The organism is Streptomyces sp. CA-135486 (assembly GCF_050936555.1).
GTDB lineage: Bacteria > Actinomycetota > Actinomycetes > Streptomycetales > Streptomycetaceae > Streptomyces.
The window spans coordinates 911,222-937,648 of sequence record NZ_JBNJMM010000001.1; the positions used below are offsets into that span (position 1 = coordinate 911,222).

A 26,427-nucleotide genomic window follows, 5' to 3' on the forward strand; every position below is an offset into this window, starting at 1 on the left:
CCACTTCCCCATCGAGTGGTGGGCACCATCACCGCCCACGATGGCCGTGACAACGGCGTCGCTGACACTTGGAAAGTGGAGTTGACTGGCTGGCCGGTGCAGCCTCACGGAACCCGAGGAAGCGTCTGGCATGTCACCCGCGACGACCGCGCCGACGGGAGCGGGTCGCGAAGCATGATCTTCCGGGTGCAACCATCTCGGGAGCGCACCCACTGGATTTCTAGGGAGCGTGGACAGCGCCTACCTGAGCCGATGTTTGGCGTCGACGATTCCGGGACATATAGGGTCATCAAGCCGTAACGCCGGAGGTCGGCGGCAGCTTCCGGTGGCGCGCTCGTACCTGCCAACTGAGACGGAATCTGAGACGGACGACCAAAAGGGCGGCACCCCTCCGAGGTGCCGCCCTTTCGTTTTGCCTGGTCAGGCAATAGAGGCCGTGACCGGAATCGAACCGGCGTAACCCGCTTTGCAGGCGAGTCCCTCAACCACTCGGGCACACGGCCGTGTGTCTCCAATGCCTCGACCGTAGGCGCGGCTTCGGCGCCGCTCAAGGGTCCGGCGCCGGCTGCAATGCGACTGCCATACGGCGTTCATGCTCGTACGCGGGTCGTACGACCAAGGGACCAGCCGGCCTCCCTCCAGCGACAGGGGCCATTGCGGATCATGGCCCTTACTCTGGGGGCCATGACCGCCCTCGAACCCCGTGACGCCGAGGTCACGCCGTCGTCCGTCGACACAGACGTGGTCCCCGATGGCCAAGGCGTCCTCGGCAGGACGCATCGTGCGCTCAGTGTCGGGATCGTCTCCGTCGTCCTGCTGATCGCCTTCGAGGCGACCGCCGTCGGTACCGCGATGCCGGTCGCGGCGCGGGAGCTGAACGGTGTTTCTCTGTACGCCTTCGCCTTCTCCGCGTACTTCACGACCAGCCTCTTCGCGATGGTCCTCTCCGGGCAGTGGGCCGACCGGGACGGGCCGCTGTGGCCGCTCGCCACCGGGATCGCGGCGTTCGGGGCGGGGCTGCTGCTGTCCGGGACCGCGGGTGCGATGTGGCTGTTCATCGTCGGGCGGGCGGTGCAGGGGCTCGGCGGCGGGCTGGTGATCGTTGCTTTGTACGTGGTCGTCAGCCGCGCGTACTCGGAGCGGCTGCGGCCCTCGATCATGGCCGCGTTCGCCGCGAGCTGGGTGATCCCGTCGGTCGTGGGGCCGCTCGCGTCCGGGACCGTCACCGAACAGCTCGGCTGGCGCTGGGTCTTCATCGGCATTCCGGTGCTTGTGGTGTTCCCGCTGGCGCTCGCCCTGCCCGCGATCCGGCGGATGGCGGCCGGGCCCGCCGATCCCGACGCGCCGCGGCAGTCCTTCGACGGGCGGCGGATCCGGCTGGCGCTCGGGATCTCGGTGGGGGCGGGGTTGCTGCAGTACGCGGCACAGGAGCTGAGGTGGTTGTCGGTGATCCCGGCGCTGGCCGGTACGGCGCTGCTGGTGCCCGCCGCGCTCGGGCTGCTGCCGCGGGGCACGTACCGGGCGGCGCGGGGGCTGCCGTCCGTCGTACTGCTCCGGGGCGTCGCGGCCGGGTCCTTCATCGCGGCGGAGTCCTTCATACCGCTGATGCTGGTCACCCAGCGGGGGTTGTCGCCGACGATGGCCGGGCTGTCGCTGGCGGTCGGCGGGGCGACGTGGACGCTGGGGTCCTACGTACAGTCCCGGCCGCGGGTCGAGCCGTACCGGGAGTGGCTGATGGCGCTGGGGATGGTGCTGGTCGCTGCGGCGATCGCGGCGGCGCCGAGCGTGCTGGTCGCGTGGGTGCCGGTGTGGATCGTGGGGGTCGCGTGGGGCGTGGGCTGCTTGGGCATGGGCATGGTGATCTCCTCGACGAGCGTGCTGCTGCTGAAGCTGTCCGCGCCAGGGGAGGCGGGCGCGAACTCGGCGGCGCTGCAGATCTCGGACGGGCTGTCGAATGTGCTGCTGCTGGCGGCGGGGGGTGCGGCGTTCGCTGCGCTGGGCGGGGGAGCGGTGGGTGCGGCGCACGCGGCGTCGGGTGCGGTGGGCTCGTCGGGCTCGCACCCGGGGGCGTTCGCGGCGGTGTTTCTTCCGATGGCGGGGGTGGCGTTGGCGGGGGCGTGGGTGTCGACGCGGCTGCGGACGCGGTGACCGGGGGCCCTTTCCCCTGACCCGCCCCTTCCCGAACCGGGGCTTCGCCCCGGACCCCTGGGGGGAGTTGCCCGCCCTTGCGGTGGCCTCGCGGCACAGCTGGACACGGGGTGCCCAGTGAGCCTTGGGGTGCAGGGGGACGCGTAGGGGTCGTGTTCTGGACGTAAAGCGGCGCAGCTCGCGCGAAGCGCGGTGACCACGCGGCGGAGCCGCACATTGAGCGCAGCGCAGTCCAGAATTCGAGCCCCGTAGCGGCCACCAAGCCACACCCGCGGACCCGGGCACGCCGACGGCCCAGGACCCGCGCCTCGGACCCGCACCCGCGGACCCGGGCACGCCGACGGCCCAGGACCCGCGCCCCGGACGCCCGCACCCGCGGACCCGGGCACGCCGACGGCCCAGGACCCGCGCCCCGGACGCCCGCACCCGCGGACCCGGGCACGCCGACGGCCCAGGACCCGCGCCCCGAACGCCCGCACCCGCGGACCCGGGCACGCCGACGGCCCAGGACCCGCGCCCCGAACGCCCGCACCCGCGGACCCGGGCACCCCGGACGAGCCCAAGACGCGCTCCCCGGACCCCCGCACCCCACCCCAAGACCCGCCCCCGCCCTGTGAGGCACGTCTCACCCTCCATCGACCCGGCCCGTCCGCCCCAGCCCCCGCAGTCACACCGGTAGGGTGGCCCGGTTGTCATACCTGGACTGTCAGACTTGGACGAGCGTCGAACCCGGAGACCGTGAGTACTACTACCGCCTCCCACTCCCACCACCTCTCACCCGCCTTCCCCGGCCGCGCCCCCTGGGGTACGGCCAACAAGCTGCGGGCCTGGCAGCAAGGCGCCATGGAGCGGTATCTCCAGGAGCAGCCGCGGGACTTCCTCGCCGTCGCCACCCCCGGCGCCGGCAAGACCACCTTCGCGCTCACCCTCGCCTCCTGGCTGCTGCACCACCACATCGTGCAGCAGGTGACCGTCGTCGCCCCCACCGAGCACCTCAAGAAGCAGTGGGCGGCCGCGGCCGCGCGGGTCGGGATCAAGCTTGACCCGGAGTACAGCGCCGGGCCGCTGAGCAAGGAGTACCACGGGGTCGCCGTCACATACGCGGGCGTCGGCGTGCGGCCCATGCTGCACCGCAACCGTTGTGAGCAGCGCAAGACCCTCGTCATCCTCGATGAGATCCATCACGCCGGTGACTCGAAGTCGTGGGGCGAGGCCTGCCTCGAGGCCTTCGATCCGGCGACCCGGCGGCTCGCGCTCACCGGTACGCCCTTCCGGTCCGACACCAATCCCATCCCCTTTGTGCAGTACGAGGAGGGGAACGACGGGATTCGGCGGTCCGCCGCGGACTATACGTACGGATACGGCAATGCTCTCGGGGACGGCGTCGTCCGGCCCGTGATCTTTCTCAGTTACAGCGGCAATATGCGGTGGCGCACCAAGGCCGGTGACGAGATCGCCGCCCGCCTCGGCGAGCCCATGACCAAGGACGCCATCTCGCAGGCCTGGCGCACCGCGCTCGACCCGCGCGGTGACTGGATGCCAAATGTGCTGCGCGCCGCCGACAAGCGGCTGACCGAGGTGCGGAAGGGCATCCCGGACGCCGGCGGTCTCGTCATCGCGTCCGACCAGGACTCGGCCCGCGCGTACGCCAAGCTCATCCGTGAGATCACCGGCACCAAGGCGACCGTCGTCCTCTCCGACGAGGCCGCCGCTTCCAAGCGGATCGAGGAGTTCAGCGAGAACGAGGACCGCTGGATGGTCGCGGTCCGCATGGTGTCCGAGGGCGTCGACGTGCCGCGGCTCGCGGTGGGTGTGTACGCCACCACCATCTCGACGCCGCTCTTCTTCGCGCAGGCGGTGGGACGTTTCGTACGCTCCCGCCGTCGCGGCGAGACCGCGTCCGTCTTCCTGCCGACCATCCCCAACCTCCTTGGTTTCGCAGGCGAGATGGAGGTCGAGCGCGACCACGTTCTCGACAGGCCGAAGAAGGACGGGGACGAGGACCCGTACGCCGAATCCGAGAAGGAGATGGCGGAGGCGGAGAAGCAGCAGGACGAGGACACCGGCGAGCAGGACATGCTCCCCTTCGAGGCGCTCGAGTCCGACGCCGTCTTCGACCGAGTGCTGTACGACGGCGCCGAGTTCGGCATGCAGGCGCACCCGGGAAGCGAGGAGGAGCAGGACTACCTGGGGATCCCGGGGCTTCTCGAGCCCGACCAGGTGCAACTGCTCCTGCAGAAGCGGCAGGCCCGGCAGATCGCGCACAGCCGCAAGAAGCCGGACGAGGACGCCGATCTGCTGGAGCTGCCGGCCGAGCGGCGGCCGGTCGTCTCGCACAAGGAGCTGCTGGAGCTCAGGAAGCAGCTCAACACGATGGTCGGCGCGTACGTCCACCAGAGCGGCAAGCCGCACGGCGTCATCCACACCGAGCTCCGGCGGGTGTGCGGTGGGCCGCCGAGTGCCGAGGCGACCGCCGGGCAGATCCGGGAGCGGATCAAGAAGGTCCAGGAGTGGGCGACCCGTATGCGGTGAGGCGTGTACGGATGCCGAACGGGCCCGGGTGCGTGTGTACGCCCCGGGCCCCGCTCATCCCGCGGCGACGTGGGCCCTTCCCCGGGCAGGGGCCGGCGCGGAGAAGCCGGCCATCGTGGAAGCGCCCGGATTCTGGACGAGGTCTTCCGCTGAGCGGACCAGGTCGCTACTGTCCCCGCAATGCATACGCCCCGTGGCAGCGCCGCCGCGGAGCGCAGCCGGTGTGCCTTGTGCCATGAACTGCCGGCGGCCTCTGGGTGCGTCGCCGATGGGACTGGTGTCGCTGTATCCGTGGAGGACCGCCGTCTCTCACTCCGAAGGAGAGGGCGTCGTGACCGCGGAAACCTCCCAGACGCTCGACCGGGGACTAAGAGTCCTCAAACTGCTCGCCGACACCGACCACGGGCTGACCGTCACCGAGTTGTCCAACAAACTCGGCGTCAACCGCACCGTCGTCTACCGTCTGCTGGCCACGCTCGAACAGCATGCGCTGGTACGCCGCGACCTGGGCGGCCGCGCCCGCGTCGGGCTCGGCGTGCTGCGGCTCGGCCGACAGGTGCATCCGCTGGTGCGCGAGGCCGCGATGCCGGCGTTGCGCTCGCTCGCGGAGGACATAGGGGCGACCGCGCATCTCACTCTTGTCGACGGCTCGGAGGCCCTTGCGGTCGCGGTCGTCGAGCCGACCTGGACGGACTACCACGTGGCGTACCGCGCGGGCTTCCGGCATCCGCTGGACCGGGGCGCGGCCGGCAAGGCGATCCTCGCGGCACGCCAGGGCAAGTCGAACGAACCCGGGTACACGCTCACCCACGGCGAGCTGGAGGCGGGCGCGAGCGGGGCGGCCGCGGCGCTGGTCGGGGTGACCGGGCTGGAGGGGAGCGTGGGTGTGGTGATGCTGGCGGACTCGGTGCCGGAGAGGGTGGGGCCGCGGGTGATGGACGCGGCCCGCGAGGTCGCTGACGCGTTGCGCTGAAGCGGGGCCCGTCTGGGGTGCGGTTTGCGGTCACCAGGTCCGGGGCGTGGGGGTTTTGTCCCCCACGCCGGACCCGGCCGGTCAGCGGACCCGGGATCCCCGTACCCGCACCTCAACCCTCTCGCCCTCGCCCCCGATACATTGAGCACCGTGCTCTCCCGTCTCACGCGCACCCGCGCCATCGCCCTGTGCGCTCTCCCCGTCCTCGCCCTCTTCGCCGCCGCCGGGCTCGCGCCGCTGCCGTACTCCATCGCTCAGCCCGGGACCACCGCGAACGTGCTCGGCGAGGACAAGGGCACACCGGTCATCACCGTCGCCGGCGCGCCCACCCGTAGGACCACGGGGGAGCTGCGGATGACGACCATCGTGGCGACCGGGCCGTCCGCCGATGTCGATCTCGGTGATGTGGTCGACGCCTGGTTCAGGACGGACAGCGCGGTCCTGCCGCGTGACTCCGTCTATCCGCCGGGCAAATCGGACAGGGAAGTCGAAGAGCACAACCTCAAGGACATGGCGAAGTCGCAGGACGCCGCCACCAGCGCCGCGCTCGCCTACCTCGGTGAGGACCCGGCGAAGGTGAAGGTGACCCTGCACCTCGCCGACATCGGCGGGCCCAGCGCGGGGCTGCTCTTCTCGCTCGGGATCGTCGACAAGCTCGACGGCGACGGCGCGGGCGGCGATCTGACCGGTGGCCGGATCATTGCCGGTACGGGGACGATCGGCACGGACGGCAAGGTGGGCGCGGTCGGTGGGGTGTCGCTCAAGACTCAGGCCGCCAAGCGGGACGGCGCGAGCGTTTTTCTCGTGCCCAAGGGGGAGTGCTCCGACGCGAAGGCCGAGCTCCCCAAGGGGCTGCGGCTGATTCCGGTGACGACCCTGCGGGGCGCGGTGGACTCGCTTCGCGCCCTGGAGAAGGGCGGGAAGGTCCCGGGCTGCTGACCTGCCGGCCCCGGACTCGCTGCCCGCGCCGGGTCCCGAAGCCTGCGTCGGACTCGCTGCCCGCGCCGGTCCCAGTGCCCGCGCTCAATGCGCCGGATCCGCCCCGCCAATCCGCTCACGCCATACGGGCGACCCGTGCGGGCGGCTGTTGCACCAGGCGAAGGCCCAACTCGACCAGCGTCCAGCCCAGTTGGGTACGGAGGTCCTTGCGTGGCATGCGATGCGCGCGGACCGCACGCTCCAGTTGGGCCGCGCGCAGCTCGTGCAGCCGCAGTCCGCGCTCAGCCCTCCCTGATGAAGCCCTCCTGGATCAGCCAGTCCTTCGCCACCTTGTGCGGGTCCTCACCCTCCACATCGACCTTCGCGTTCAGCTCCTGTGCGATCCGCGGCGTCAGCCGCGCGCTCAGCGGGTTCAACAGCCCCGCGATCGCGGGCCACTTGTCGATCGTCCTGCTGTGGATCTGGGGCGCCGCGTTGTAGTTCGGGAAGAAGTGCCTGTCGTCCGCCATCGTGTCCAGATCCATCGCCCTGATCCGGCCGTCGGTGGTGTACGCCTCGCCCAGCAGACACGAGTTGGACTTCAACACCTGCGTGTAGATGATCCCGGCGTCCATCTTCTTGATGTTCCCGGCCGGAATCCTCATGCCGTACGCCTCCGCCATGCCCGGCAGCCCGTCCTCGCGCGACGCGAACTCGTTCTCCAGACAGAGCGTCACCGCCGACGGCTCCTTCTTCGCCAGTGCCGCGACGTCCGACAACGTCTTGAGGTGGTACTTCGCGTTGTTCTGCTTGCTGATGACCAGCGTGTAGGTGTTGTTGAGCGTGGACTGCGGCAGCCAGGTGACGCCGTTCTTCAGATCCGCGTCGTGCACCGCCCGCCACTGTGCCTGCGGGTTCACGATCGGCTTCTGGTTGCCCAGATAGGTGATCCAGCCGGTTCCGGTGTAGTCGTACATCGCGTCCGCGTCGCCGCCCACGATCGCCTGGCGCGCGCTGATCGAGCCGGGCAGATTCGTACGGTCGAGCACCTCCGCGCCCGCCGCCTTGAAGAGCAGGCCGATCATCTGGCCCAGGATGATGTTCTCGCTGAAGTTCTTCGAAGCGACCGTCAGCGACGCCCCCTTGAGCGGCCGGCCCTTGCCGACCGAGCCCGGTGCCACGTCGTCCACCATCGGTGAACCGCTCTTGAGGCCGCAGCCGGTCAGCAGCGTCAGCGTCAGTGCCAGGACCGAGGCCCCGCTCACAGCCGTACGCCTGGCAGCCGTACGGCTCGCACCTGTACGCCTCGCACCCGTACGTACGCAGCGCATCACGCCTCCAGTCCGCGCGGCGTCAGCGCCAGCTCGGCCAGCGAGGCCAGCCAGTCCACCAGCAGCGCCAGCACCACCGTGAGCACCGAGCCCAGGATCAGTACCGGCATCCGCTGGGTCTGGATGCCCGAGGTGATCAGGTCGCCAAGGCCCCCGCCGCCGCCGAACGTGGCCAGCGTCGCCGTGCCGACATTGAGGACCAGGGCCGTGCGCACGCCCGCCAGGATCAGCGGTACGGCGAGGGGCAGTTCGACCTTCCGCAGCGTCCCCGTCGCCGACATGCCGATGCCGCGCGAGGCCTCCACCAGCTCCGGATCGATCGCCTTCAGGCCCGCCACCGTGTTGGAGAGCACCGGCAGCACCGCGTAGATCACCATGCCGGTGATCGCGGTGGACGGGCCGATGCCCAGCCAGATCACCAGCAGCGCCAGCAGGCCGATCGCCGGGGTCGCCTGGCCGATGTTGGCGACGCCGGTGACCACGGGAGCCGCCCGGCGCAGGCGGCGCCGGGTGAGCGCGATGCCCAGCGGGATCGCGATGATCAGCACCCAGAAGGTGGAGATGGCGGTGAGTTGGATGTGCTGCCGCACCCGCAGCTGGACATTGCCGCCCGACAGGGAGTTCTCGGCGATCGCGTCGAGGTCGGCGTGGGAGATCCACAGCCAGGTCACGAGCAGTACGACGGTGAGCACGGCCGGCATGACGACCAGCTTCTGCCAGGTGAACCGGGGCGGCGCGGGTGGCGGTGGAGGTGGTTCCTCCGCGGTCTCTCCCGGCGGGCCGAGCTCGTCCTGCGCGGCCTCCTGCGCGGACTCCTTGGCGGCCTGCTGTGCGGCGTCGCTCATCCGTCCGCACCACCCTCCAGCTCCACCTCTGTCCGGTGGTGGCGCAGTTCCTCCAGATCGTGCTGATGCTCGGCGGCGGCGAGCCGGTCGGCCTCCAGCATCTCCTGTACGGAGTTCATCAGCGTCTCCATGTCGACGACGCCGATGTACTCGCCGCGCCGGCCGGTCACCGCGACCCGCCCGCTGGCGTCGGTGAGCACCGCCTCCAGTGCGTCGTGCAGCGTCGCGTCCCTGGTGACCGTGGCCTGCACCAGCTGCCCGGCCCTGGCCGGCGACCCCTTGGCACGCAGCAGATCCACGCGCCGCAGCCATTTGTACGGGCGCCCCCGCCGGTCCAGCATCAGGATCTCGTTGTGCCGGCCCTCGCCCAGCTTGTTGAGGACCGACTCGAGCGGGTCGTCCACGGTCACCGTCGGGAAGTCCATGATCTCGACCTCCCGTACCCGCGTGAGATTGAGCCGCTTCAGCGCCGCGCCCGCGCCCACGAAACCGGAGACGAAGTCGTCCGCCGGATTGGCGAGGATCGCCTCCGGGGTGTCGAACTGCGCGATGTGCGAGCGCTCCCGCAGTACCGCGATCCGGTCCCCGAGCTTGATCGCTTCGTCGAAGTCATGAGTGACGAAGACGATCGTCTTGTGCAACTCGCGCTGAAGTCTGATCAGTTCGTCCTGCAGATGGTCACGCGTGATCGGATCGACCGCCCCGAACGGCTCGTCCATCAGCAGTACGGGGGGATCCGCGGCCAGCGCCCGTGCGACGCCCACCCGTTGCTGCTGACCGCCCGACAGCTGCCGCGGATAGCGCCCGTGGAACTCCCGCGGGTCGAGCCCCACCAGATCGAGCATCTCCTCGACCCGGTCCCTCACCTTCGACTTCGGCCAGCCGACCATTTTCGGTACGAGGGCGATGTTCTCCGCGACCGTCATGTGCGGGAAGAGCCCGGACGACTGGATCGCGTAACCGATCTTCCGGCGCAGCTTCACCGGGTCCATGTCGGTGACGTCCTCGTCGTTGATCCGGATGCGCCCGGACGTCGGCTCGATCAGCCGGTTGATCATCTTCAGTGTGGTCGACTTCCCGCAGCCGGAAGGGCCCACGAGGATCACCGTCTCGCCCGGCATGATCTCCATCGAGACGTTGTCCACGGCGGGGCTCGGACTGCCGGGATAGCGCTTGGTGAGGTCCTCCAGCTTGATGGAGGCGCCCGAAGCGGAGGCCCCCGAAGGGGGCGCGCCCGAGGCGGCTGTCCCAGAAGGGGAGGTCCCAAAAGCGGAGGTCCCCGACGCGGCTGTCTCAGACACGGATTCCCCTCGAGATGGTCAGCCGTCCGATCAGTACATACACGGCGTCGAAGAGCAGGGCGAGGATGACGATCCCGACCGTGCCGGCCAGGACCTGGTTGATCGCGTTGGCGCTGCCCAGCGATGCGATACCGCGGAAGATCTCATTGCCGAGCCCGGGCCCGGAGGCGTACGCGGCGATCGCGGCGATGCCCATCAGCATCTGGGTGGAGACCCGGATCCCGGTCAGGATCGGCGGCCAGGCGAGCGGCAGTTCGACCCGGAAGAGGCGGGCCGACCGGGACATCCCGATGCCCTTGGCCGCGTCCACGAGGGAGGGGTCCACTCCGCGCAGTCCCACGATGGAGTTACGGACGATGGGCAGCAGCCCGTACAGCGTCAGGGAGATCACCGTGGGCGGGACCCCCAGGCCCACCATCGGGATCAGCAGACCGATCAGGGCGAGGGAGGGGACGGTGAGGATCGTGGCGGTGCTGGTGATGGCCAGATTCCCGGCCCAGTCGCTGCGGTAGCTGACCACGCCGATCAGGATGCCCAGCAGCGTCGCGATGACCATGCACTGGAAGACGGCGCTGGCGTGCTGGAAGGCGTCGGTGAGTAATTGCTGGTGCTGATTGCCGAGAAAGTCCCAGAAGCTCACACCGAGTCACCTCAGACGCCGTGGTCCTCCGCAGCCTGCTCCACCAGTGGAATGATCCGCAAGGGCACCGGATTCTCCATGACGATCGCCGTGGAGGCGCGGACGATGCCATCAAAACCGACAACACGGTCGATCACCCGCTGGAGATCCGCGTTGGAACGGGCGACCAGCCGGCAGAGCATGTCGCCGTGGCCCGTGGTGGTGTGCAGCTCAAGCACCTCGGGGACGGTCGCCAAATGGGCCCGTACATCCGAGCCTTGTCCCTGCTTGATCTCCAGCGTGGCGAAGGCCGTGACGGGATAGCCCAGCGCGGCCGGGTCCACGTCGGGGCCGAACCCGCGGATCACTCCATTGGACTGAAGCCGTTCCAGCCGGGCCTGCGCGGTGCCGCGGGCCACGCCGAGCCGGCGGGAGGCCTCCAGCACCCCGATGCGGGGCTCGCGGGCCAGCAGGACGATGAGCCGGCCGTCCAGATGATCGATCGCCATGACGGTCTCCCTGAAGGTCATCCTGGTGGTCATCATGTACAGATAGCCCCACCATCGTGCTCCTTGGCTGTGCAGATTGACCAGAGGAAACAGAAAGTATTGCGCACCTTGTGGATCGGGGGGAGCCTGCCGTTATGACTGAGACCATCGATCACACCCCCGCCACCGCGCGCAAGGCAGACCCCTTCCCGGTGAAGGGAATGGACGCGGTCGTCTTCGCCGTGGGCAACGCCAAGCAGGCCGCGCACTACTACTCCACGGCCTTCGGCATGAAGCTCGTCGCGTACTCCGGACCGGAGAACGGCAGCCGGGAGACCGCGAGTTACGTGCTGACCAACGGCGCCGCGCGCTTCGTCTTCACCTCCGTCATCAAGCAGTCCACCGACCGGGGCCGCTTCCTCGCCGACCATGTCGCCGAGCACGGGGACGGCGTCGTCGACCTGGCCATCGAGGTGCCGGACGCGCGGGCGGCGTACGCGTACGCCACCGAGCACGGCGCCACCGGCCTCACCGAGCCGTACGAGATCAAGGACGAGCACGGCACGGTCGTACTGGCCGCGATCGCGACGTACGGCAAGACCCGGCACACGCTGGTCGACCGCTCCGGCTACGACGGCCCGTATCTGCCGGGCTTCGTCGCCGCCGACCCGATCGTCGAGCCGCCGGCCAAGCGCACCTTCCAGGCCATCGACCACTGCGTGGGCAATGTCGAGCTCGGCAGGATGAACGAGTGGGTGGCCTTCTACAACAAGGTCATGGGCTTCACCAACATGAAGGAGTTCGTGGGCGACGACATCGCCACCGAGTACTCCGCCCTGATGTCGAAGGTCGTCGCCGACGGCACGCTGAAGGTGAAGTTCCCGATCAACGAGCCGGCGATCGCGAAGAAGAAGTCGCAGATCGACGAGTATCTGGAGTTCTACGGCGGGGCCGGTGTCCAGCACATCGCGCTCGCCACCAACGACATCGTCGCGACCGTACGAAGCATGCGGGCGGCGGGAGTCAAGTTCCTGGACACGCCCGACTCGTACTACGACACGCTCGGCGAGTGGGCGGGCGAGACGCGGGTGCCGGTCGAGACGCTGCGCGAGCTGAAGATCCTGGTCGACCGCGACGAGGACGGCTATCTGCTGCAGATCTTCACCAAGCCGGTGCAGGACAGGCCGACGGTCTTCTTCGAGATGATCGAGCGGCACGGCTCGATGGGCTTCGGAAAGGGCAACTTCAAGGCGCTCTTCGAGGCGATCGAGCGCGAGCAGGAGAAGCGCGGCAATCTGTAAAGCGGCAATCTGTAAACGGGGGCTCGGCCCCCGGACCCGCCCCCTACGCCCTGCGGGCGTGGGGGCCCCGAGCGCCTCACACGCCGGCGGGGCTGAACTGCAGCCCTTCCGGCGTTGAGGTCATGCGGCCGAAGGCCGCATACGGGGTTGGGGCCTGCCCCGGTTTCTGAAGGAACAGGCCCCCGCACCGCCTAGGCTGGACGCATGGCCAGGATCAACGACGTAGGCGGGATGCAGGGCTTCGGGCCCATCGACACCACCGACGACACCGAGCCCTTCCACGCGGACTGGGAAGCCCGGGTGTTCGCCCTCAACCGCGCGCTCATCGTCGGGAAGGTCTTCAACCTCGACGAGTTCCGCGACGCCATCGAATCGATGGCGCCCGCCGAGTACTTGGCGGCCTCGTACTACGAGCGCTGGTTCCACGCCATCGTCACTCTCCTGGAGAGCAAGGGCGTCATCGAGGCGGGCGAGCTCGATGACTGACCGTTTCGCTCCCGGCGCCGGGGTGCGGACCGTGCATCACGATCCACCGCACCACACCCGGCTGCCGCGGTACGCCCGCGGCAAGCACGGCACCGTCGTCGAGCCCGAGGGCCGGGTGCCGCTCGCCGACGTCCGCTCGCAGGGGCGCGACGACGCCCCCGTCGAGCAGGTCTACGCCGTACGGTTCGCGGCCCGGGAGCTGTGGGGCGACGGTGACCACCACGTCGTACTGGATCTGTTCGAGAGCTACCTGGAGGACGACCAGCCGTGACCGGAACCCACTCGGACGCCTTGATCTCCCGCCGCGTACGCCGTCTGGAGACCCTCCTGGAGGAGCGCGGTGTCGTCGCGGGCGCGGCGCTCGACGAGGCGATCGACGCGTTCCTGAGCGGTGCGTCCCCGGCGAACGGGGCCCGGGTGATCGCCCGGGCCTGGACCGATCCGGCCTTCCGCGCCCGGCTGCTGGCGGACGGCACGGCGGCCGTCGGCGAACTCGGCTTCAAGGCGGGCGGAGTCCGCACGCAGCGCCTGCGCGTCGTCGAGAACACCGGGCACACGCACAACGTCATCGTGTGCACGCTCTGCTCGTGCTACCCGCTCCGGCTGCTCGGCCCGTCCCCGAGCTGGTACAAGAGCGAGGCGTACCGCTCGCGTGTGGTCCGCGAACCGCGGGCGGTACTGGAGGAGTTCGGGCTGCGGCTGCCGCCCGATGTGGAGATCACGGTGTGGGACTCCACCTCGGAGACCCGCTACATGGTGCTGCCGCGCCGCCCCGAGGGCTCGGAGTCGCTGACGGAGACGGAACTGGCGGCACGAGTGACACGGAACGGGCTGATCGGCACGGCGGCGGTCTGAGCGCCGCAGTCGGCCGGGCACCGGGTTCCGTCACCCGGGCCCCCTTCACGGTGTCGGCTTCACCTCGGCCGTGGCGGACCGAGAGGCCCGCGGCGGGCTCTTCCCGGCCGTGGTGGACGGTGTGGCCTGCGACGGGCTCTCCCCGGCGGTGCTGGACGGTGTGGCCTGCGGCGGGCTCTTCCCGGCCGTGGTGGACGGTGTGGCCTGCGGCGGGCTCTCCTCGGCCGTGGTGGACGGTGAGGCCTCCGGCGCCTCCGTCGTGACCGGCGGTGACTGCTGGGCCTCCGGCGGGACCTCGTCCGCCGCATCCTCGTCCCCTTCCGTCCCCGTCACATCCTTGGGGCCGCCCGGAGGCGGTTCCCCCAGCACGTCCAGCGCGTCCCGTGCCTCCGGTGCCAGCAGTGGCGAGAAGTACGGGTTGATCCGCAGCGCCTCCTCCAAGTGCCTGCGGGCCGGGCCGGTCATTTTGAGCGCGCGTTCGATCTCGGCGCGGTGGTACGTGAACAGCGCGCTGCGCAGCCCCTGCTCCGTCGCCTTCTTCGCATACGGCAACGCCTCCTTCGGCCTGTCCGCCCGGTACAGCGCCCACCCCAGGGCGTCCGCCGCTGACATGCTCCGGTGCCCCCGGTCCCACTCGGCCTGCAGCCGATGCACGGCCGCGGCCGGATCGCCGTGGTCCGCCTCGAAACGGCCGAGCACGATGTCGTCATCGACCCCGTCCGTGTCCGTCCCGTCGGACCTGTCGGACCTCTCGGCCCGGTCGCGCACATGGTCGTACAGCGTCTCCGCATCCCCGTCCAGCCCCAGCGACTCGTACAACTCGCCCGCCGCCAGGGCGTATTCGGGCAACTTCACCATCCCCAGCGCCGACTCGTAGTCGCGGAAGGCCTCGTCCGTACGCCCCAGCGCGGCCAGCGCCCGACCCCGCGACACCAGTGAAGGATGGTGGTCCGGCACCAGCTTCAGCGCCAGGTCGTACTGCTCCAGCGCCTCCATCGGTTCGCCCCGCTCCCACGCCAGATCGCCGAGCCGGTGGCGCGCGGTCGCCTTCTCCTCGGGCGCCTGCGCGCCGCCCACCGCGTCGTACGCCAGCGCCGCGGCGTCCTCGCGCCAGCCGCGGTCGCGGTAGATCTCGGCCGCCCGGCCCAGCGTCTGTCCGCCCGGGTGCAGCTCCATGAGCTTGTCCAGCGCCTTGCCGGCGGCCTTGTAGTCACCGAGCCCGTTGTACGCGTCGATCAGCGCCGGATACGCGCTCCACCGCTGCGGCTGCTGCTTCCTCGCGCTCTCGCCCAGGGCACGGGCCCGGGCGTAGTCGTGCCGGGCGTTGGCCAGCGACGCGAGCCCCACCAGCGCCCCGACGTTGCCCTTCCCGCCCGGCAGCACCGTCAGCGAGCGCAGCAGCGCGCTCTCCGCCTTCGGGTAGTAGTCCGCGTCCACCAGCCGGGAACCCTGCTCCACATACGCGGAGCCGAGCACCGCCCACGACTCGTCGTCCTTCGGGTGCGCCCTCACCCACCGCTCGCGGTCGTAGATGAGGGCGGTCAGATCGGCGAGCGAGGCCGGCGCCCCGCCGGCCACCGCCTCCGCCGCCCGCCCCAGCGCTCCCGGCGCGGGCGGCGGTCCGTCATCACCCCAACCCGGGGCGAGTGTGATCACCCCGACGACCAGCGTCGCGCCGACCAGCGTGCCGATCGTGACGTTCTTCACCTGTTCGCTGTTCATGGCGCTCACTGTGCGTCAGTAAGCAGCCAGTACGAAGAAAGCACTCGGCCCTGCGCAGCGGAAGGCAGACGGGTTCACACCGATGGCCCCCGGTGCGAGGCTGGTGTCATGGACGATCTTCTGGACCGGCTGCGTGCCGGGCTGCCCGCCGAGGCCCTGATCACCGACCCGGACATCACGGCCTCGTACGCCAACGACATGGCGAGCTTCTGCGCCGCGGGCACCCCCGCGGTCGTCGTGCTGCCACGCACCGTCGAGCAGGTCCAGCACGTCATGCGCACCGCGACCGAGCTGCGCGTTCCCGTCGTCCCGCAGGGCGCCCGTACCGGCCTGTCCGGGGCGGCCAACGCCTCCGACGGCTGCATCGTGCTGTCCCTGACGAAGATGGACAGGATCCTGGAGATCAGCCCGGTCGACCGGATCGCCGTCGTGGAGCCGGGCGTCGTCAACGCCGTGCTGTCCCGGGCGGTGGGCGAACACGGTCTGTACTACCCGCCGGACCCCTCCAGCTGGGAGATGTGCACCATCGGCGGCAACATCGGCACCGCCTCCGGCGGGCTGTGCTGCGTCAAGTACGGGGTGACCGCCGAGTATGTGCTGGGCCTGGAGGTCGTCCTCGCCGACGGCCGGCTGCTCAGCACGGGCCGCCGCACCGCCAAGGGCGTCGCCGGATACGACCTGACGAGGCTCTTCGTCGGCTCCGAAGGCAGCCTCGGCATCGTTGTCAAGGCCGTCCTCGCGCTCCGGCCGCGGCCACCCGCGCAGCTCGTGCTCGCGGCCGAGTTCGACTCCGCGGCCGCCGCCTGCGAGGCGGTCTGCGCGATCATGGAACGCGGCCATACGCCTTCGCTCCTGGAGCTCATGGACCGTACGACGGTACGGGCCGTCAACGCCATGGCGAACATGGGCCTGCCCGACAGCACCGAGGCGCTGCTGCTCGCCGCATTCGACACCCCGGACCCGGCCGCCGACCTGGCCGCCGTCGGCGAGCTGTGCAGCGCGGCGGGCGCCACCCAAGTCGTCCCCGCCGACACCGTCGCCGAGTCCGAACTCCTCCTCCAGGCACGGCGGTTGTCGCTCACCGCCCTGGAGACCGTGAAGACGGCCACGATGATCGACGACGTCTGTGTGCCGCGCTCCCGACTCGGCGCGATGATCGAGGGCACGGCCGCCATCGCCGGCAAGTACGACCTCACGATCGGCGTCTGTGCCCATGCGGGCGACGGCAACACCCACCCCGTCGTCTGCTTCGACCAGGCCGATGAGGACGAGTCCCGCCGCGCCCGCGAGTCCTTCGACGAGATCATGGCGCTCGGCCTCGAACTCGGCGGCACCATCACCGGCGAACACGGCGTCGGCGTACTGAAGAAGGAGTGGCTGGCGCGCGAACTCGGCCCGGTGGGCGTGGAGATGCAACGGGCCATCAAGCACGCCTTCGATCCGTTGGGCCTGCTCAACCCCGGCAAACTCTTCTGAGGTCGTGGCCTCTTCTGGGGCCGCAGGCCTAAGGCGAATTCCCGATGGTCCGGGCAGGACTCCCCGCAATACCGTGAAGGTGCAGATGAAGGAGGAGCCGTGCCAGCACAGCTTGATCACACCATCGTCCACAGCCGCGACCGGTTCGCCGGCGCACGCTTTCTCGCCGAGCTGATCGGGGAGCCGGAGCCCAGGCCATTCGGCCCGTTCGCCAGCCTGCCGCTGGCAGGCGGCGTCACCCTCGACTACCTCGACGCCGGGGGCGCCATCACCCCGCAGCACCTGGCCTTCCTCGTCTCCGAGGAGGAGTTCGACGAGATCTTCGGCCGGATCACCGACCGCGAACTCCCGTACTGGGCCGATCCGATGCATGCCGAGTCACAGCAGATCAATCACCACTACGGGGGCCGCGGGGTGTACATAGACGACCCCGACGGCCACTCCCTGGAGTTCATCACCCATACGTACGTGACCGATTAGATCCGTCATCCACTGGATCCGTCATCGACTGGATCGGTCACCGACCAGGCATCCGTCACCGCTCAGGCATCGCCGTCCTTGGACTCGTCCGGGAGGCACGGGTCCCGCAGCCGCAGATCGTCGGCCGGAGTGGGCGCGAGCAACTCGGCGAGGCCGTTGTCGATGCCGAGCTGCTCGGACTCGGAGCCCGGGGGCACCACCCGCAGAGTCCGCTCCAGCCAGGCGGACACCAATTCCGCCGGCGCCTCGAGCAGCGCCTCGCCGTCGGGGGAGCAGAGGGCCATCAGCAGCACGCTGCGGCCGTCGATCTTGGTCGGCCAGATCCGGACGTCTCCGTGGCCGCCGGGCCTGAACACCCCTTCGACCAGCAGCTCGCGGGCGAAGGTCCATGAGACGGGGTGGTCGGAGCCGATGTGAAAGGTGATGTGCACGGCATACGGGTCGTCCGTGCGGTAGGCCAGTCGAGCGGGGACAGGGATGCTGAGCTCGGGCGACAGCACCAGTTTGAGCTCCAGCTCGCGCTCCACGACGGTGTGCATGACAGTGCTCCTTCCTTCCGGTACGAGGCCTTGTGAGCGGGCCGTACCAGGAGAGAGCGCGTTGCCCGGCCGCTATGACGCGACTTTCGCGAGCAACTTTCCGTCGTGTCGCCCGATACCGGAAAGTGGTCGTTACGGCAGGACCGGCCCGGGGGTGCGCGAGCGTCTGATAGATGTGGTGCCTTGAATTGCGGCTCTCGAGGAGATACGGGACCACGGTGATGAGCGCCCCAACCCCGGCCACAGGCGACGGCAGTCCTACGCCCGGCTACTACCCGGACCCTTCCATTCCTGGATATGTCCGGTACTGGAACGGTGCCGCGTGGGTGCCCGGAACGAGCCGCCCCGCGCCGAAGACGGGCGAGGCGATGCCCGCGGCACCCGGATCGGCGGCATCCGCGTCGGGCGCGAGCCAGGGCCCGGTACCCGCCCCGGCTCCGTCTCCCGTGGAGGAGACCGGTCCGGTCTTCCTCGACGAGGAGCCGACCGACGAGCCGTCCCGACCGGAGCCCGCCACCGCCTGGCAGGCCGACACCTCGCGGCAGACCGGCTTCGGCGGCGAGCGCGACAGCCGCGTCTCCTGGGGCGGCGCGAGCGGTACGGGAGGCACGGGCAGCGGCCCGGACCCGCGCACCCAGGGCGACTTGGGCACCCCTGGTGCTTCTGGTGCGCCCGCCGACCCGACCGGCGGCGCCCTGCCCGGCGTCCGCTCCCTCGCTCCGTCCGCCGGGGGCGAGCCGCCGGTCGACGGCACGGTCGGCATCCGTCCGCTGCGCCCCGGCAAGGGCGCGACCTCCGCCCCCGGTTCGGGCGCCGCGGACCCCTCGGCGGCAGCGCCAACGGGCGAGCCGTCCGCCCGCCGGCCCCAGCCGCAGCCGCCCGTCGACAGCACCGTCGCGATCCGCGCCATGCGCCGTGGTCTGCCCACCGGCGCCGCCGGGCAGGCCGAAGGCCTGCTGTCGGTCCGCTCCATGACGCCGGGCGCACCAGCCGCACCGACCGCGCCCACCCCGCCGCAGACTCCGGCCCAGCGCGGCCCGCAGCCCCAGGCACCCGCCCAGCCGCAGCCCGAGGCGCCCGCGCAGTCCCAGGCACCCGTCACCAACGGCCCCGGCGGCGGCTCGGCCTCCTGGGCGCAGCAGGTCCACCAGCTCGCCAGGACCGGCCCCGAGGGCGAGCAGCCGGTCGCGCCCTGGAAGCCGCCGGTCAACGACCCCTTCCTGCAGGCCGCCCAGGCCCAGGCGGCGGCCCGCCCCGCGTCCCTCGGCAAGCGCCTCGCCGCCCGGCTGATCGACACCTTGCTGCTCGGTGCGCTCGTCGGCGCCGTCGCCGTACCGGTGGTATCGCAGGCGCGCGCCCATATCGACGACAAGATCGAGGCGGCGAAGCAGTCGGGCGAGACGGTCACCGTCTGGCTCGTCGACTCCACCACCGCCGGTCAGCTCGGCATCGTCCTGGGCGCCCTGCTGGTCCTCGGCGTGCTGTACGAGGCGTTGCCGACCGCGAAGTGGGGCCGCACCCTCGGCAAGAAGCTCTGCGGCATCAGGGTCTGGGACATCGAGTCCCACGAGCCGCCGTCGTTCGGGGCGGCGCTGCGCCGCTGGCTGGTCTACGGAGTGCTCGGCGCGCTCGTGGTCGGTGTGCTCAATGTGCTGTGGTGCCTGTTCGACCGCCCGTGGCGGCAGTGCTGGCACGACAAGACGGCCCACACCTTCGTGACGAGCTGACCCCACGGAGGTCCGCAGGGAAGTCGGGCAAGGAGCCGGGCGAGGAAGTCCGGCAAGGTTCCCCCGAACGGCGCGCGAGCCGTTGCGGGGGGCCCCTGGGCGGGATGCACTGCCCCCATGAGCAACCACCAGCCGCCGCCCGGCGAGCCGCCCGAGGACGACCCTTTCCTCAAGAAGCCGCAGGAACCGACGCCGCCGGCGGGCGGTCCCCAGGAGCCCCCGCCGCCACAGGGCCCGCCACCCGGCCAGGGCCCGCCGCCCGGCTCCCCCTACGGCGGCTCAGGCCCCTACGACGGTGGTCGCGGCCAGCCCCCTCCGTACGAACCGGGCGGCTTCGGCGGCGGGTACGGCAACGTGGACCCGCTCGCCGGTATGCCGCCGCTCGCGGACTTCGGCAGGCGCTTCACCGCCCGCGTCGTCGACGCGCTCATCATCTTCGTGCCGCTGTTCGTGATCTCGCTGCTCGTCGGCGGCTGGGACATGACGGACAACGGCGACACCTGGGACGAGATCACCAAGCAGGTGAACACCGGCAGGCAGTGGCTCTGGTCGCTGATCTCCCTGGCCGTGTATGTCGGCTACGACACCGTCATGACCAAGAGGAACGGGCAGACCGTCGGCAAGCACCTGATGAAGATCCGGGTCGCGATGCTCAATGACGGCAGCGTGCCCGACACGCCCTCCGCGCTGATGCGCGCCGTGGTGCTCTGGGTGCCGGCGTGGGTGTGCTGCTTCTGTCTCTGGTGGCTCGTCATCATCCTGACGATCCTGAGCGACAAGCCGTACAAGCAGGGTCTGCACGACAAGGCGGGCAAGACGGTGGTGGTGTCAGCGGCGTAGCGAGTGCTGGGCGGCCAGGGCCTCGGCCCCGGTGCGCGCACGGGCGGCGGCGGCGGTCACCCGGGTGGTGAGACCGTCTGCGGAGGCGGCCGTGGTCGACATGGCGGAGGCGGCCGAATGGTTCGTACGGACCGTTCGCGTCGCCTTCGCCTTCCGTGGTCCCCGCGTCCTGCCCATCGGCAGCGCGGCGGCGACCACCAGTCCGATCGCCATTGAGGCAGCTCCTATGGCGGCGACTCCCAGGACGTGGCTGGTACGGGTGAGCAGCAGCAGGGCGAGTGTCGAGAAGACGACGGTCGCCGAACCGTAGGCGAGCTGTGCGGCAGTGGGACGCGGCATGACGGTATCCGTCCTCGGGACATTGTCGGGGGGTGTCTCTCAACTCGGTCGCACTGACAAATGACTCTACGACGGTGGATGCCCGGGAGGAACCAGCAGTAAGCGTGACCTAACCCACGGTGCCGGTGCATGGGGGGCGCATTGAGTCATTCGTTCGGGCAAGTGTCTCATTGGGTGCGCCCGTTGCCCGATTCGTCCGACGTCCGGATAGCGGAACTGTGCTTACGCATAGTGCAGTTGGCTTGCGCAAGTCAAGGTCTGTCTTTTCTCCCGTGACTCCGGTCGAATGTCGTCACTTGTGACGCGACACCGCGCGCGGACGACCCCACATCCGGTCCGCTGCGACGGGCCGCGGGGGAGGACAACATCAAGTGACCACCAAGCGACGGACGATCAGAGCGTCCGCGGTGCTCGTGGCCCTGGCCGCGACCACCGCGTCGGCCTCGGCGTTCAGTAGCGCCCAGGCCGACAACCAGAGGTCGTCGAGCCCGGCGGGGATCGAGCGCCATGACCCGGCGCCGCACAAGGGCCAGGTCGAGCACGACCTCGACGGCCCGTTCAGCAAGCAGCAGGACCAGCAGCGCGAAGCCGCGCTGGAGCAGGTCATAGCCGGCGACGCGACCGTGCAGCAGCGCGGCGCGTCCAAGGTCGTGAAGCTCGGCGACAAGAAATACGTCGAGCTCGGCCGGGAGAAGACGGACAAGATCTTCACGATCCTGGTGGAGTTCGGCGACAAGGTCGACGACACCACGATGTTCGACCCGGACGGCCCGGACGGGCCGAAGCCCCCCGTCAAGAAGTACGGCGGCACTCCGGGCCCGCTGCACAACAAGATCGCCCAGCCGGACCGCAAGGTCGACAACTCCACGGCCTGGCAGGCGGACTACAACCGGCAGCACTTCCAGGACCTCTACTTCGGTACCGGCAAGGACAAGAAGGGGCAGCCGAAGCACTCCCTGAAGACCTTCTACGAGAAGACCTCCTCGGGCCGTTACTCGGTCGACGGCGAGGTCGCAGACTGGGTCAAGGTCGACTACAACGAGGGCCGTTACGGCTCCAACTACTGCGGCGACACCAACTGCGCCAACGTCTGGGACACGGTCAAGGACGGCGTCACCGCCTGGGCCGCGGACCAGAAGGCCAAGGGCCGTACGGACGCGCAGATCAAGGCGGACCTGTCCAAGTACGACCTCTGGGACCGCTACGACTTCGACGGCGACGGCAACTTCAACGAGCCCGACGGCTACATCGACCACTTCCAGATCGTCCACGCGGGCGAGGACGAGTCGGCGGGCGGCGGCGTCGAGGGCACCAACGCCCTGTGGGCGCACCGCTGGTACGCGTACGGCACCGACGCCGGCAAGACCGGCCCGGCGAACAACAAGGCCGGCGGTACCCAGATCGGCACCACCGGCATCTGGGTCGGCGACTACACCATGCAGCCCGAGAACGGCGGCCTCGGTGTCTTCGCCCACGAGTACGGTCACGACCTCGGTCTGCCCGACCACTACGACACCTCGGGCGGCGGCGAGAACTCCACCGGCTTCTGGACCCTGATGTCGGCCGGCTCCTGGCTCGGCACCGGCAAGGACTCCATCGGCGACCTGCCGGGCGACATGAACGCCTGGGACAAGCTGCAGCTGGGCTGGCTCAACTACACCAAGGCCAAGGCGGCGACGAAGTCCACCCACACGCTGGGTGTGGCGGAGTACAACACCAAGAAGCCGCAGGCGCTTGTTGTCGAGCTGCCGAAGAAGGCCGTCACCACGACTGTCGTGAAGCCCGCCGAGGGCTCCAAGCAGTGGTGGAGCGACATGGGTGACAACCTCAAGAACACCCTCACCCGCTCGGTCGACCTCACCGGCAAGTCCAAGGCGTCCCTCGAGCTTTCGGGCTGGTGGGACATCGAGGCCGACTACGACTACCTCTACGCCGAGGTGTCGACGGACGGCGGCGCCAACTGGACGCCGGTGGACGGCACGGCCGACGGCAAGCCGATCACCCGCGACTCGTCCGACAAGCCGGCGCTGACCGGTGCTTCGGGCGCGTACAAGAAGCTGGCGTACTCGCTGGACGCCTACGCGGGCAAGAAGGTCGACGTCCGCTTCCGCTACCAGACGGACGGCGGCGCGGGCGGCAAGGGCTTCGCGGCCGACGCGCTGAGCGTGGTGGCGGACGGCAAGCCGCTGTTCACCGACAACGCCGAGGGCGACGACGCGGGCTGGACCGCGAAGGGCTTCTCGCGCATCGGTGAGTCCTTCACCAAGGAGTACGAGCAGTACTACCTGGCCGAGAACCGTCAGTACGTGTCGTACGACACGACCCTCAAGGTCGGTCCGTACAACTTCGGCTTCAAGGCGCCCAAGGACGCCTGGGTCGAGCACTACCCGTACCAGAACGGCCTGATGATCTGGTACTGGGACACCTCCCAGAAGGACAACAACACCAGCCAGCACCCGGGCCAGGGCCTGGTGCTCCCGGTGGACGCCCACCCGAAGGCCCTGAAGTGGGCGGACGGCACGGTGCTGCGGAACAAGATCCAGAGCTTCGACTCGCCGTTCAGCCTCCGGCCGACGGACGGCATCACGCTGCACAAGGCGGACGTGGCGCTGCGGATCAAGCCGCAGGCGGGGAACCCGGTCTTCGACGACCGCAAGGGCGTCTACTGGTTCGCCGAGAACCCGACCGCGGGTGTGAAGGTTACTGACACCAACACCAAGATCACGGTCGTGCGGGAGCCGCTGAGCGGCCAGACGATCACGGTCAAGGTCGGTCCATCGACCAAGTAATTCGTATAACCGCAGGTCAGAGCATTGTCGGCCGTCGCCCTCTAGCGGGCGGCGGCCGATCGTGTTTAGGTGCGTCTTGCAGACCCTTATTGACACGCCATCTCACGGGGGAGTGGTTCAGCATGCCCGGCGGAGGTTTTTGCAAGCTGCCGAACGGCAGCGTGGTAGTCGCTCTGAGCCTGCCCAGCCCGGTGGGTGACGGCAGCACGGTGCGCTTCCTGGTGCACGCGGTGAACCGCGCGAGGGCGCTGACGCGGCTGCGGAACCTGGGCCTGCGGGCGGTGTATCTGCGGGGCAACGCGGAGCCGCCGACGCCGGACGAGATCACGGCGGTACTGCACCATCCGGACGGCCTGCTGTGGCGTACGTCGCCGGAGGACCACGACGAGCTGTGGCACCCGATACGGACGCTGATGAGCCCGGCGCGGGGCACTCAGGCTGCGCGGGGGCGGGGTGCGCGGGTCTGCTCCCCACCACGACCCTTCCCGAACTGGTGCTCCGCCCCGGACCCGGCGCTTCCATCCCCAGACTTCGTCCGGGGGAACCCCAACGGGCTGAATTTCAGCCCGTCCGGGGACTGAGGACACGCGGCCGGAGGTCGTGTGCGGGGGTTCCGGGGGCCCCGCGGGTCACACCACCGGCTTGCCGGACAGTTCCACGCCCGCTCCCCGCAGCTCCTCCAGTGCCCGCTCCGTCGTCGCCTCCGCCACGCCCGCGGTGAGGTCCAGCAGCACCTGCGTGCGAAAGCCCTCCCGCGCCGCGTCCAGCGCCGTCGCCCGTACGCAGTGGTCCGTCGCTATGCCGACCACGTCGACCTCCGTGACCTGGCGCGCCCGCAGCCACTGCGCCAGCGTCGTGCCGTTCTCGTCGGTGCCCTCGAAGCCGCTGTACGCCGCCGCGTACGCGCCCTTGTCGAAGACCGTGTCGATCGCCCCCGACGCCACCGCCGGGGCGAAGTTCGGATGGAAGCCGACGCCCTCCGTGCCCGCCACACAGTGCGGCGGCCAGCTGTTCACATAGTCCGGGTGGTCCGAGAAGTGGTCGCCGGGCTCGATGTGGTGGTCGCGGGTGGCCACCACATGGCGGTAACCCGCCGGCGCGGCCTGGCCGATCAGGTCCGTGATGGCGGCGGCGACATCGGCCGCCCCCGTCACCGCGAGGCTGCCGCCCTCGCAGAAGTCGTTCTGAACGTCCACGACGATCAATGCGCGGTGCATGACAGGTGTCCTTCGGTGGGGATCGGTGGGGGAGACCGGCGAGCGAACGTATTGAGCCTAGAGACTCGGCCCGCCCTACGGGAGAGGGCTTCCCGCGGCGCTCACACGTACTCCGTGGGCAGCACGGGTTCTCCTTTGGAGAGCTGCATCGCCGACAGCGGCAGCCCCGCCCGCGCGGCGATGTGCCGCTCGCGCGCCGCGTCCAGCGGCTCGCGCGCGACGATCTGGCCGCCCTTGATCAGCTCCACCAGCAGCTGCCGGTCCGCGAGCTCGGCCGGCACCGCGTCGGCACCGATCACCTCCGCCTCGGCGACGCCGTCCGCGTCCAGCCGGCGCGCGGCCCACTTGCGGCCGCCCACCGAGCTCTTCCCGCCCAGCGACTTCTTCGCCACGGCGTGCAGCGGCGCCCTGGGGTCGGCGGACTCGGCGCGGGCCACGAGCTTGTAGACCATCGAGCAGGTGGGGTGCCCGCTGCCGGTGACCAACTGCGTGCCCACGCCGTACGCGTCGACCGGCGCCGCGGCCAGCGAGGCGATCGCGTACTCGTCCAGGTCCGAGGTGACGACGATCTTGGTGTTGCGCGCGCCCAGCGCGTCCAGCTGCTGCCGCACCCTGTGCGCGACCAGCAGCAGATCCCCGGAGTCGATCCGTACCGCGCCGAGCTCGGGACCCGCGATCTCCACCGCCGCGCGCACCGCCTCGGCCACGTCGTACGTGTCGACCAGCAGGGTCGTCCCCCGCCCGAGCGAGTCCACCTGCGCCTGGAAGGCGTCGCGCTCGCTGTCGTGCAGCAGCGTGAACGCGTGTGCGCTGGTGCCCACCGTCGGGATGGCGTAACGGAAGCCGGCCGCCAGGTCGGAGGTGGAGTCGAAGCCGCCGACGTACGCCGCACGGGCCGAGGCGACCGCGGCGAGCTCGTGCGTACGCCGTGCGCCCATCTCGATCAGCCGGCGCCCGGCCGCGGCCGTGTGCATCCGGGATGCCGCCGCCGCGATCGCCGAGTCGTGGTTCAGGATCGAGAGGGCCACGGTCTCCAGCAGCACGCACTCGGCGAAGGTCCCCTCGACCCGCAGGACCGGCGAGCCCGGGAAGTACACCTCGCCCTCCGGGTAGCCCCAGATGTCGCCGCTGAAGCGGTACGACGCGAGCCACTCCAGCGTCGGTTCGTCGACGATCTTCTGCGCGCGCAGAAAGCCCAGCACACCCGCGTCGAAGCGGAAGTTCTCGACGGCGTCCAGGACCCGGCCCGTGCCCGCCACGACGCCGTACCGCCGCCCCTCGGGCAGCCGGCGGGTGAAGACCTCGAAGACGGATCGGCGGTGTGCCGTCCCGGCCCGCAGTGCCGCCTGGAGCATCGTGAGCTCGTACTGGTCCGTGAAGAGCGCTGTCGAGGGGACATCCACCGGCAGGCCAAGGTCCGCTGTGTTCATGGCAACGATGCTAGCGCACATTTCGTCAAACTGACGAGATGTGCGGGTCGTTTGTGCGATGAGCCCTGTCG

23 protein-coding genes, 1 tRNA gene and 1 pseudogene are annotated in these 26,427 nt (G+C 70.1%); 14 read left to right on the forward strand and 11 right to left on the reverse strand.

The window, feature by feature from the left end:
• Positions 1-431: 431 nt before the first annotated feature.
• Positions 432-503, reverse strand: a tRNA-Cys gene (locus ACQEVG_RS04125).
• A gap of 181 nt (positions 504-684) precedes the next feature.
• Between ACQEVG_RS04125 and ACQEVG_RS04130 the strand changes: the two genes are divergently transcribed.
• The 4 genes from ACQEVG_RS04130 (at position 685) to ACQEVG_RS04145 (ending at position 6,592) form a co-directional block, all read left to right on the forward strand.
• Positions 685-2,148, forward strand: a complete 1,464-nt coding sequence (locus ACQEVG_RS04130) for an MFS transporter (RefSeq protein WP_432977131.1) — start codon at positions 685-687, stop codon at positions 2,146-2,148.
• 738 nt (positions 2,149-2,886) lie between these two features.
• Entirely contained in the window at positions 2,887-4,680 is a 1,794-nt protein-coding gene (locus tag ACQEVG_RS04135) for a DEAD/DEAH box helicase (protein ID WP_432977134.1), read from the forward strand.
• 331 nt (positions 4,681-5,011) lie between these two features.
• A complete protein-coding gene (locus ACQEVG_RS04140; protein WP_432977137.1) occupies positions 5,012-5,653 on the forward strand; it encodes an IclR family transcriptional regulator in 642 nt (213 codons plus the stop codon).
• A gap of 150 nt (positions 5,654-5,803) precedes the next feature.
• Entirely contained in the window at positions 5,804-6,592 is a 789-nt protein-coding gene (locus ACQEVG_RS04145) for a S16 family serine protease (protein ID WP_432977140.1), read from the forward strand.
• Between the two features lie 281 nt (positions 6,593-6,873).
• Here the strand turns inward: ACQEVG_RS04145 and ACQEVG_RS04150 are convergent, their stop codons facing one another.
• From ACQEVG_RS04150 to ACQEVG_RS04170, 5 genes are all read right to left on the reverse strand, one after another.
• The gene (locus ACQEVG_RS04150) at positions 6,874-7,902 is read right to left on the reverse strand and encodes a glycine betaine ABC transporter substrate-binding protein (RefSeq protein ID WP_432977143.1); all 1,029 of its coding nucleotides are present in this window, start codon (positions 7,900-7,902) and stop codon (positions 6,874-6,876) included.
• The gene (locus ACQEVG_RS04155) at positions 7,902-8,747 is read right to left on the reverse strand and encodes an ABC transporter permease (protein ID WP_432977146.1); all 846 of its coding nucleotides are present in this window, start codon (positions 8,745-8,747) and stop codon (positions 7,902-7,904) included. The genes ACQEVG_RS04150 and ACQEVG_RS04155 overlap by 1 nt, the downstream gene beginning before the upstream one ends.
• On the reverse strand, positions 8,744-9,943 hold the full coding sequence (locus ACQEVG_RS04160) for a betaine/proline/choline family ABC transporter ATP-binding protein (protein WP_432985046.1): 1,200 nt from the start codon (positions 9,941-9,943) through the stop codon (positions 8,744-8,746). The genes ACQEVG_RS04155 and ACQEVG_RS04160 overlap by 4 nt, the downstream gene beginning before the upstream one ends.
• 97 nt (positions 9,944-10,040) lie before the next feature.
• Positions 10,041-10,688 carry an ABC transporter permease gene (locus ACQEVG_RS04165; RefSeq protein ID WP_432977149.1) on the reverse strand — a complete coding sequence of 216 codons (648 nt, stop codon included), beginning with the start codon at positions 10,686-10,688 and terminating at the stop codon, positions 10,041-10,043.
• Positions 10,689-10,699: 11 nt separating this feature from the next.
• Entirely contained in the window at positions 10,700-11,176 is a 477-nt protein-coding gene (locus ACQEVG_RS04170) for an Lrp/AsnC family transcriptional regulator (RefSeq protein WP_432977152.1), read from the reverse strand.
• 134 nt (positions 11,177-11,310) lie between these two features.
• Between ACQEVG_RS04170 and hppD the strand changes: the two genes are divergently transcribed.
• The 4 genes from hppD to nthA all read left to right on the forward strand — a co-directional run bounded on the left by hppD (position 11,311) and on the right by nthA (position 13,797).
• Complete coding sequence (hppD, locus tag ACQEVG_RS04175) at positions 11,311-12,456, forward strand: 4-hydroxyphenylpyruvate dioxygenase (protein ID WP_432977155.1); 1,146 nt, start codon at positions 11,311-11,313, stop codon at positions 12,454-12,456.
• Positions 12,457-12,660: 204 nt separating this feature from the next.
• Positions 12,661-12,942: a hypothetical protein gene (locus tag ACQEVG_RS04180; RefSeq protein WP_432977158.1), complete on the forward strand. Its 282-nt coding sequence runs from the start codon at positions 12,661-12,663 to the stop codon at positions 12,940-12,942.
• Positions 12,935-13,213, forward strand: coding sequence for an SH3-like domain-containing protein (locus tag ACQEVG_RS04185; protein WP_432977161.1), 279 nt, complete (start codon positions 12,935-12,937; stop codon positions 13,211-13,213). The genes ACQEVG_RS04180 and ACQEVG_RS04185 overlap by 8 nt, the downstream gene beginning before the upstream one ends.
• Positions 13,210-13,797 carry a nitrile hydratase subunit alpha gene (gene nthA / locus ACQEVG_RS04190; protein WP_432977164.1) on the forward strand — a complete coding sequence of 196 codons (588 nt, stop codon included), beginning with the start codon at positions 13,210-13,212 and terminating at the stop codon, positions 13,795-13,797. Before ACQEVG_RS04185 ends, nthA begins: the two co-directional genes overlap by 4 nt.
• A 45-nt stretch (positions 13,798-13,842) precedes the next feature.
• Here nthA and ACQEVG_RS04195 read toward each other — a convergent pair whose 3' ends face one another.
• Entirely contained in the window at positions 13,843-15,519 is a 1,677-nt protein-coding gene (locus ACQEVG_RS04195) for a tetratricopeptide repeat protein (protein ID WP_432977167.1), read from the reverse strand.
• A 108-nt stretch (positions 15,520-15,627) separates the two neighbouring features.
• Here ACQEVG_RS04195 and ACQEVG_RS04200 point away from each other — a divergent pair, with 108 nt between their 5' ends.
• The gene (locus tag ACQEVG_RS04200) at positions 15,628-16,995 is read left to right on the forward strand and encodes an FAD-binding oxidoreductase (protein WP_432977170.1); all 1,368 of its coding nucleotides are present in this window, start codon (positions 15,628-15,630) and stop codon (positions 16,993-16,995) included.
• A 99-nt stretch (positions 16,996-17,094) separates the two neighbouring features.
• Positions 17,095-17,475, forward strand: a complete 381-nt coding sequence (locus ACQEVG_RS04205) for a VOC family protein (protein ID WP_432977173.1) — start codon at positions 17,095-17,097, stop codon at positions 17,473-17,475.
• Between the two features lie 62 nt (positions 17,476-17,537).
• On the opposite strand, the gene ACQEVG_RS04210 is transcribed toward ACQEVG_RS04205, so the two are convergent.
• Positions 17,538-18,014, reverse strand: coding sequence for an SsgA family sporulation/cell division regulator (locus tag ACQEVG_RS04210; RefSeq protein WP_432977176.1), 477 nt, complete (start codon positions 18,012-18,014; stop codon positions 17,538-17,540).
• Positions 18,015-18,235: 221 nt separating this feature from the next.
• On the opposite strand from ACQEVG_RS04210, the gene ACQEVG_RS04215 reads away from it, so the two are divergent.
• Both ACQEVG_RS04215 and ACQEVG_RS04220 read left to right on the forward strand, forming a co-directional pair.
• The gene (locus tag ACQEVG_RS04215; protein WP_432977179.1) at positions 18,236-19,741 is read left to right on the forward strand and encodes an RDD family protein; all 1,506 of its coding nucleotides are present in this window, start codon (positions 18,236-18,238) and stop codon (positions 19,739-19,741) included.
• 117 nt (positions 19,742-19,858) lie between these two features.
• The gene (locus ACQEVG_RS04220; protein ID WP_432977182.1) at positions 19,859-20,581 is read left to right on the forward strand and encodes an RDD family protein; all 723 of its coding nucleotides are present in this window, start codon (positions 19,859-19,861) and stop codon (positions 20,579-20,581) included.
• Here ACQEVG_RS04220 and ACQEVG_RS04225 read toward each other — a convergent pair.
• Positions 20,570-20,920, reverse strand: a complete 351-nt coding sequence (locus ACQEVG_RS04225; RefSeq protein WP_432977185.1) for a hypothetical protein — start codon at positions 20,918-20,920, stop codon at positions 20,570-20,572. The two genes, ACQEVG_RS04220 and ACQEVG_RS04225, sit on opposite strands and share 12 nt — an antisense overlap.
• Before the next feature lie 371 nt (positions 20,921-21,291).
• On the opposite strand from ACQEVG_RS04225, the gene ACQEVG_RS04230 reads away from it, so the two are divergent.
• On the forward strand, positions 21,292-23,709 hold the full coding sequence (locus tag ACQEVG_RS04230; protein ID WP_432977188.1) for an immune inhibitor A domain-containing protein: 2,418 nt from the start codon (positions 21,292-21,294) through the stop codon (positions 23,707-23,709).
• A 122-nt stretch (positions 23,710-23,831) separates the two neighbouring features.
• Positions 23,832-24,125, forward strand: a pseudogene (locus tag ACQEVG_RS04235) (hypothetical protein); the annotation flags it as partial.
• A gap of 213 nt (positions 24,126-24,338) precedes the next feature.
• On the opposite strand, the gene ACQEVG_RS04240 reads toward ACQEVG_RS04235, so the two are convergent.
• The gene (locus tag ACQEVG_RS04240) at positions 24,339-24,926 is read right to left on the reverse strand and encodes a nicotinamidase (RefSeq protein ID WP_432977191.1); all 588 of its coding nucleotides are present in this window, start codon (positions 24,924-24,926) and stop codon (positions 24,339-24,341) included.
• Positions 24,927-25,027: 101 nt separating this feature from the next.
• Positions 25,028-26,356 (reverse strand): nicotinate phosphoribosyltransferase, encoded by a 1,329-nt coding sequence (locus ACQEVG_RS04245; RefSeq protein WP_432977194.1) that lies wholly within the window; start codon positions 26,354-26,356, stop codon positions 25,028-25,030.
• Positions 26,357-26,427: the final 71 nt, after the last annotated feature.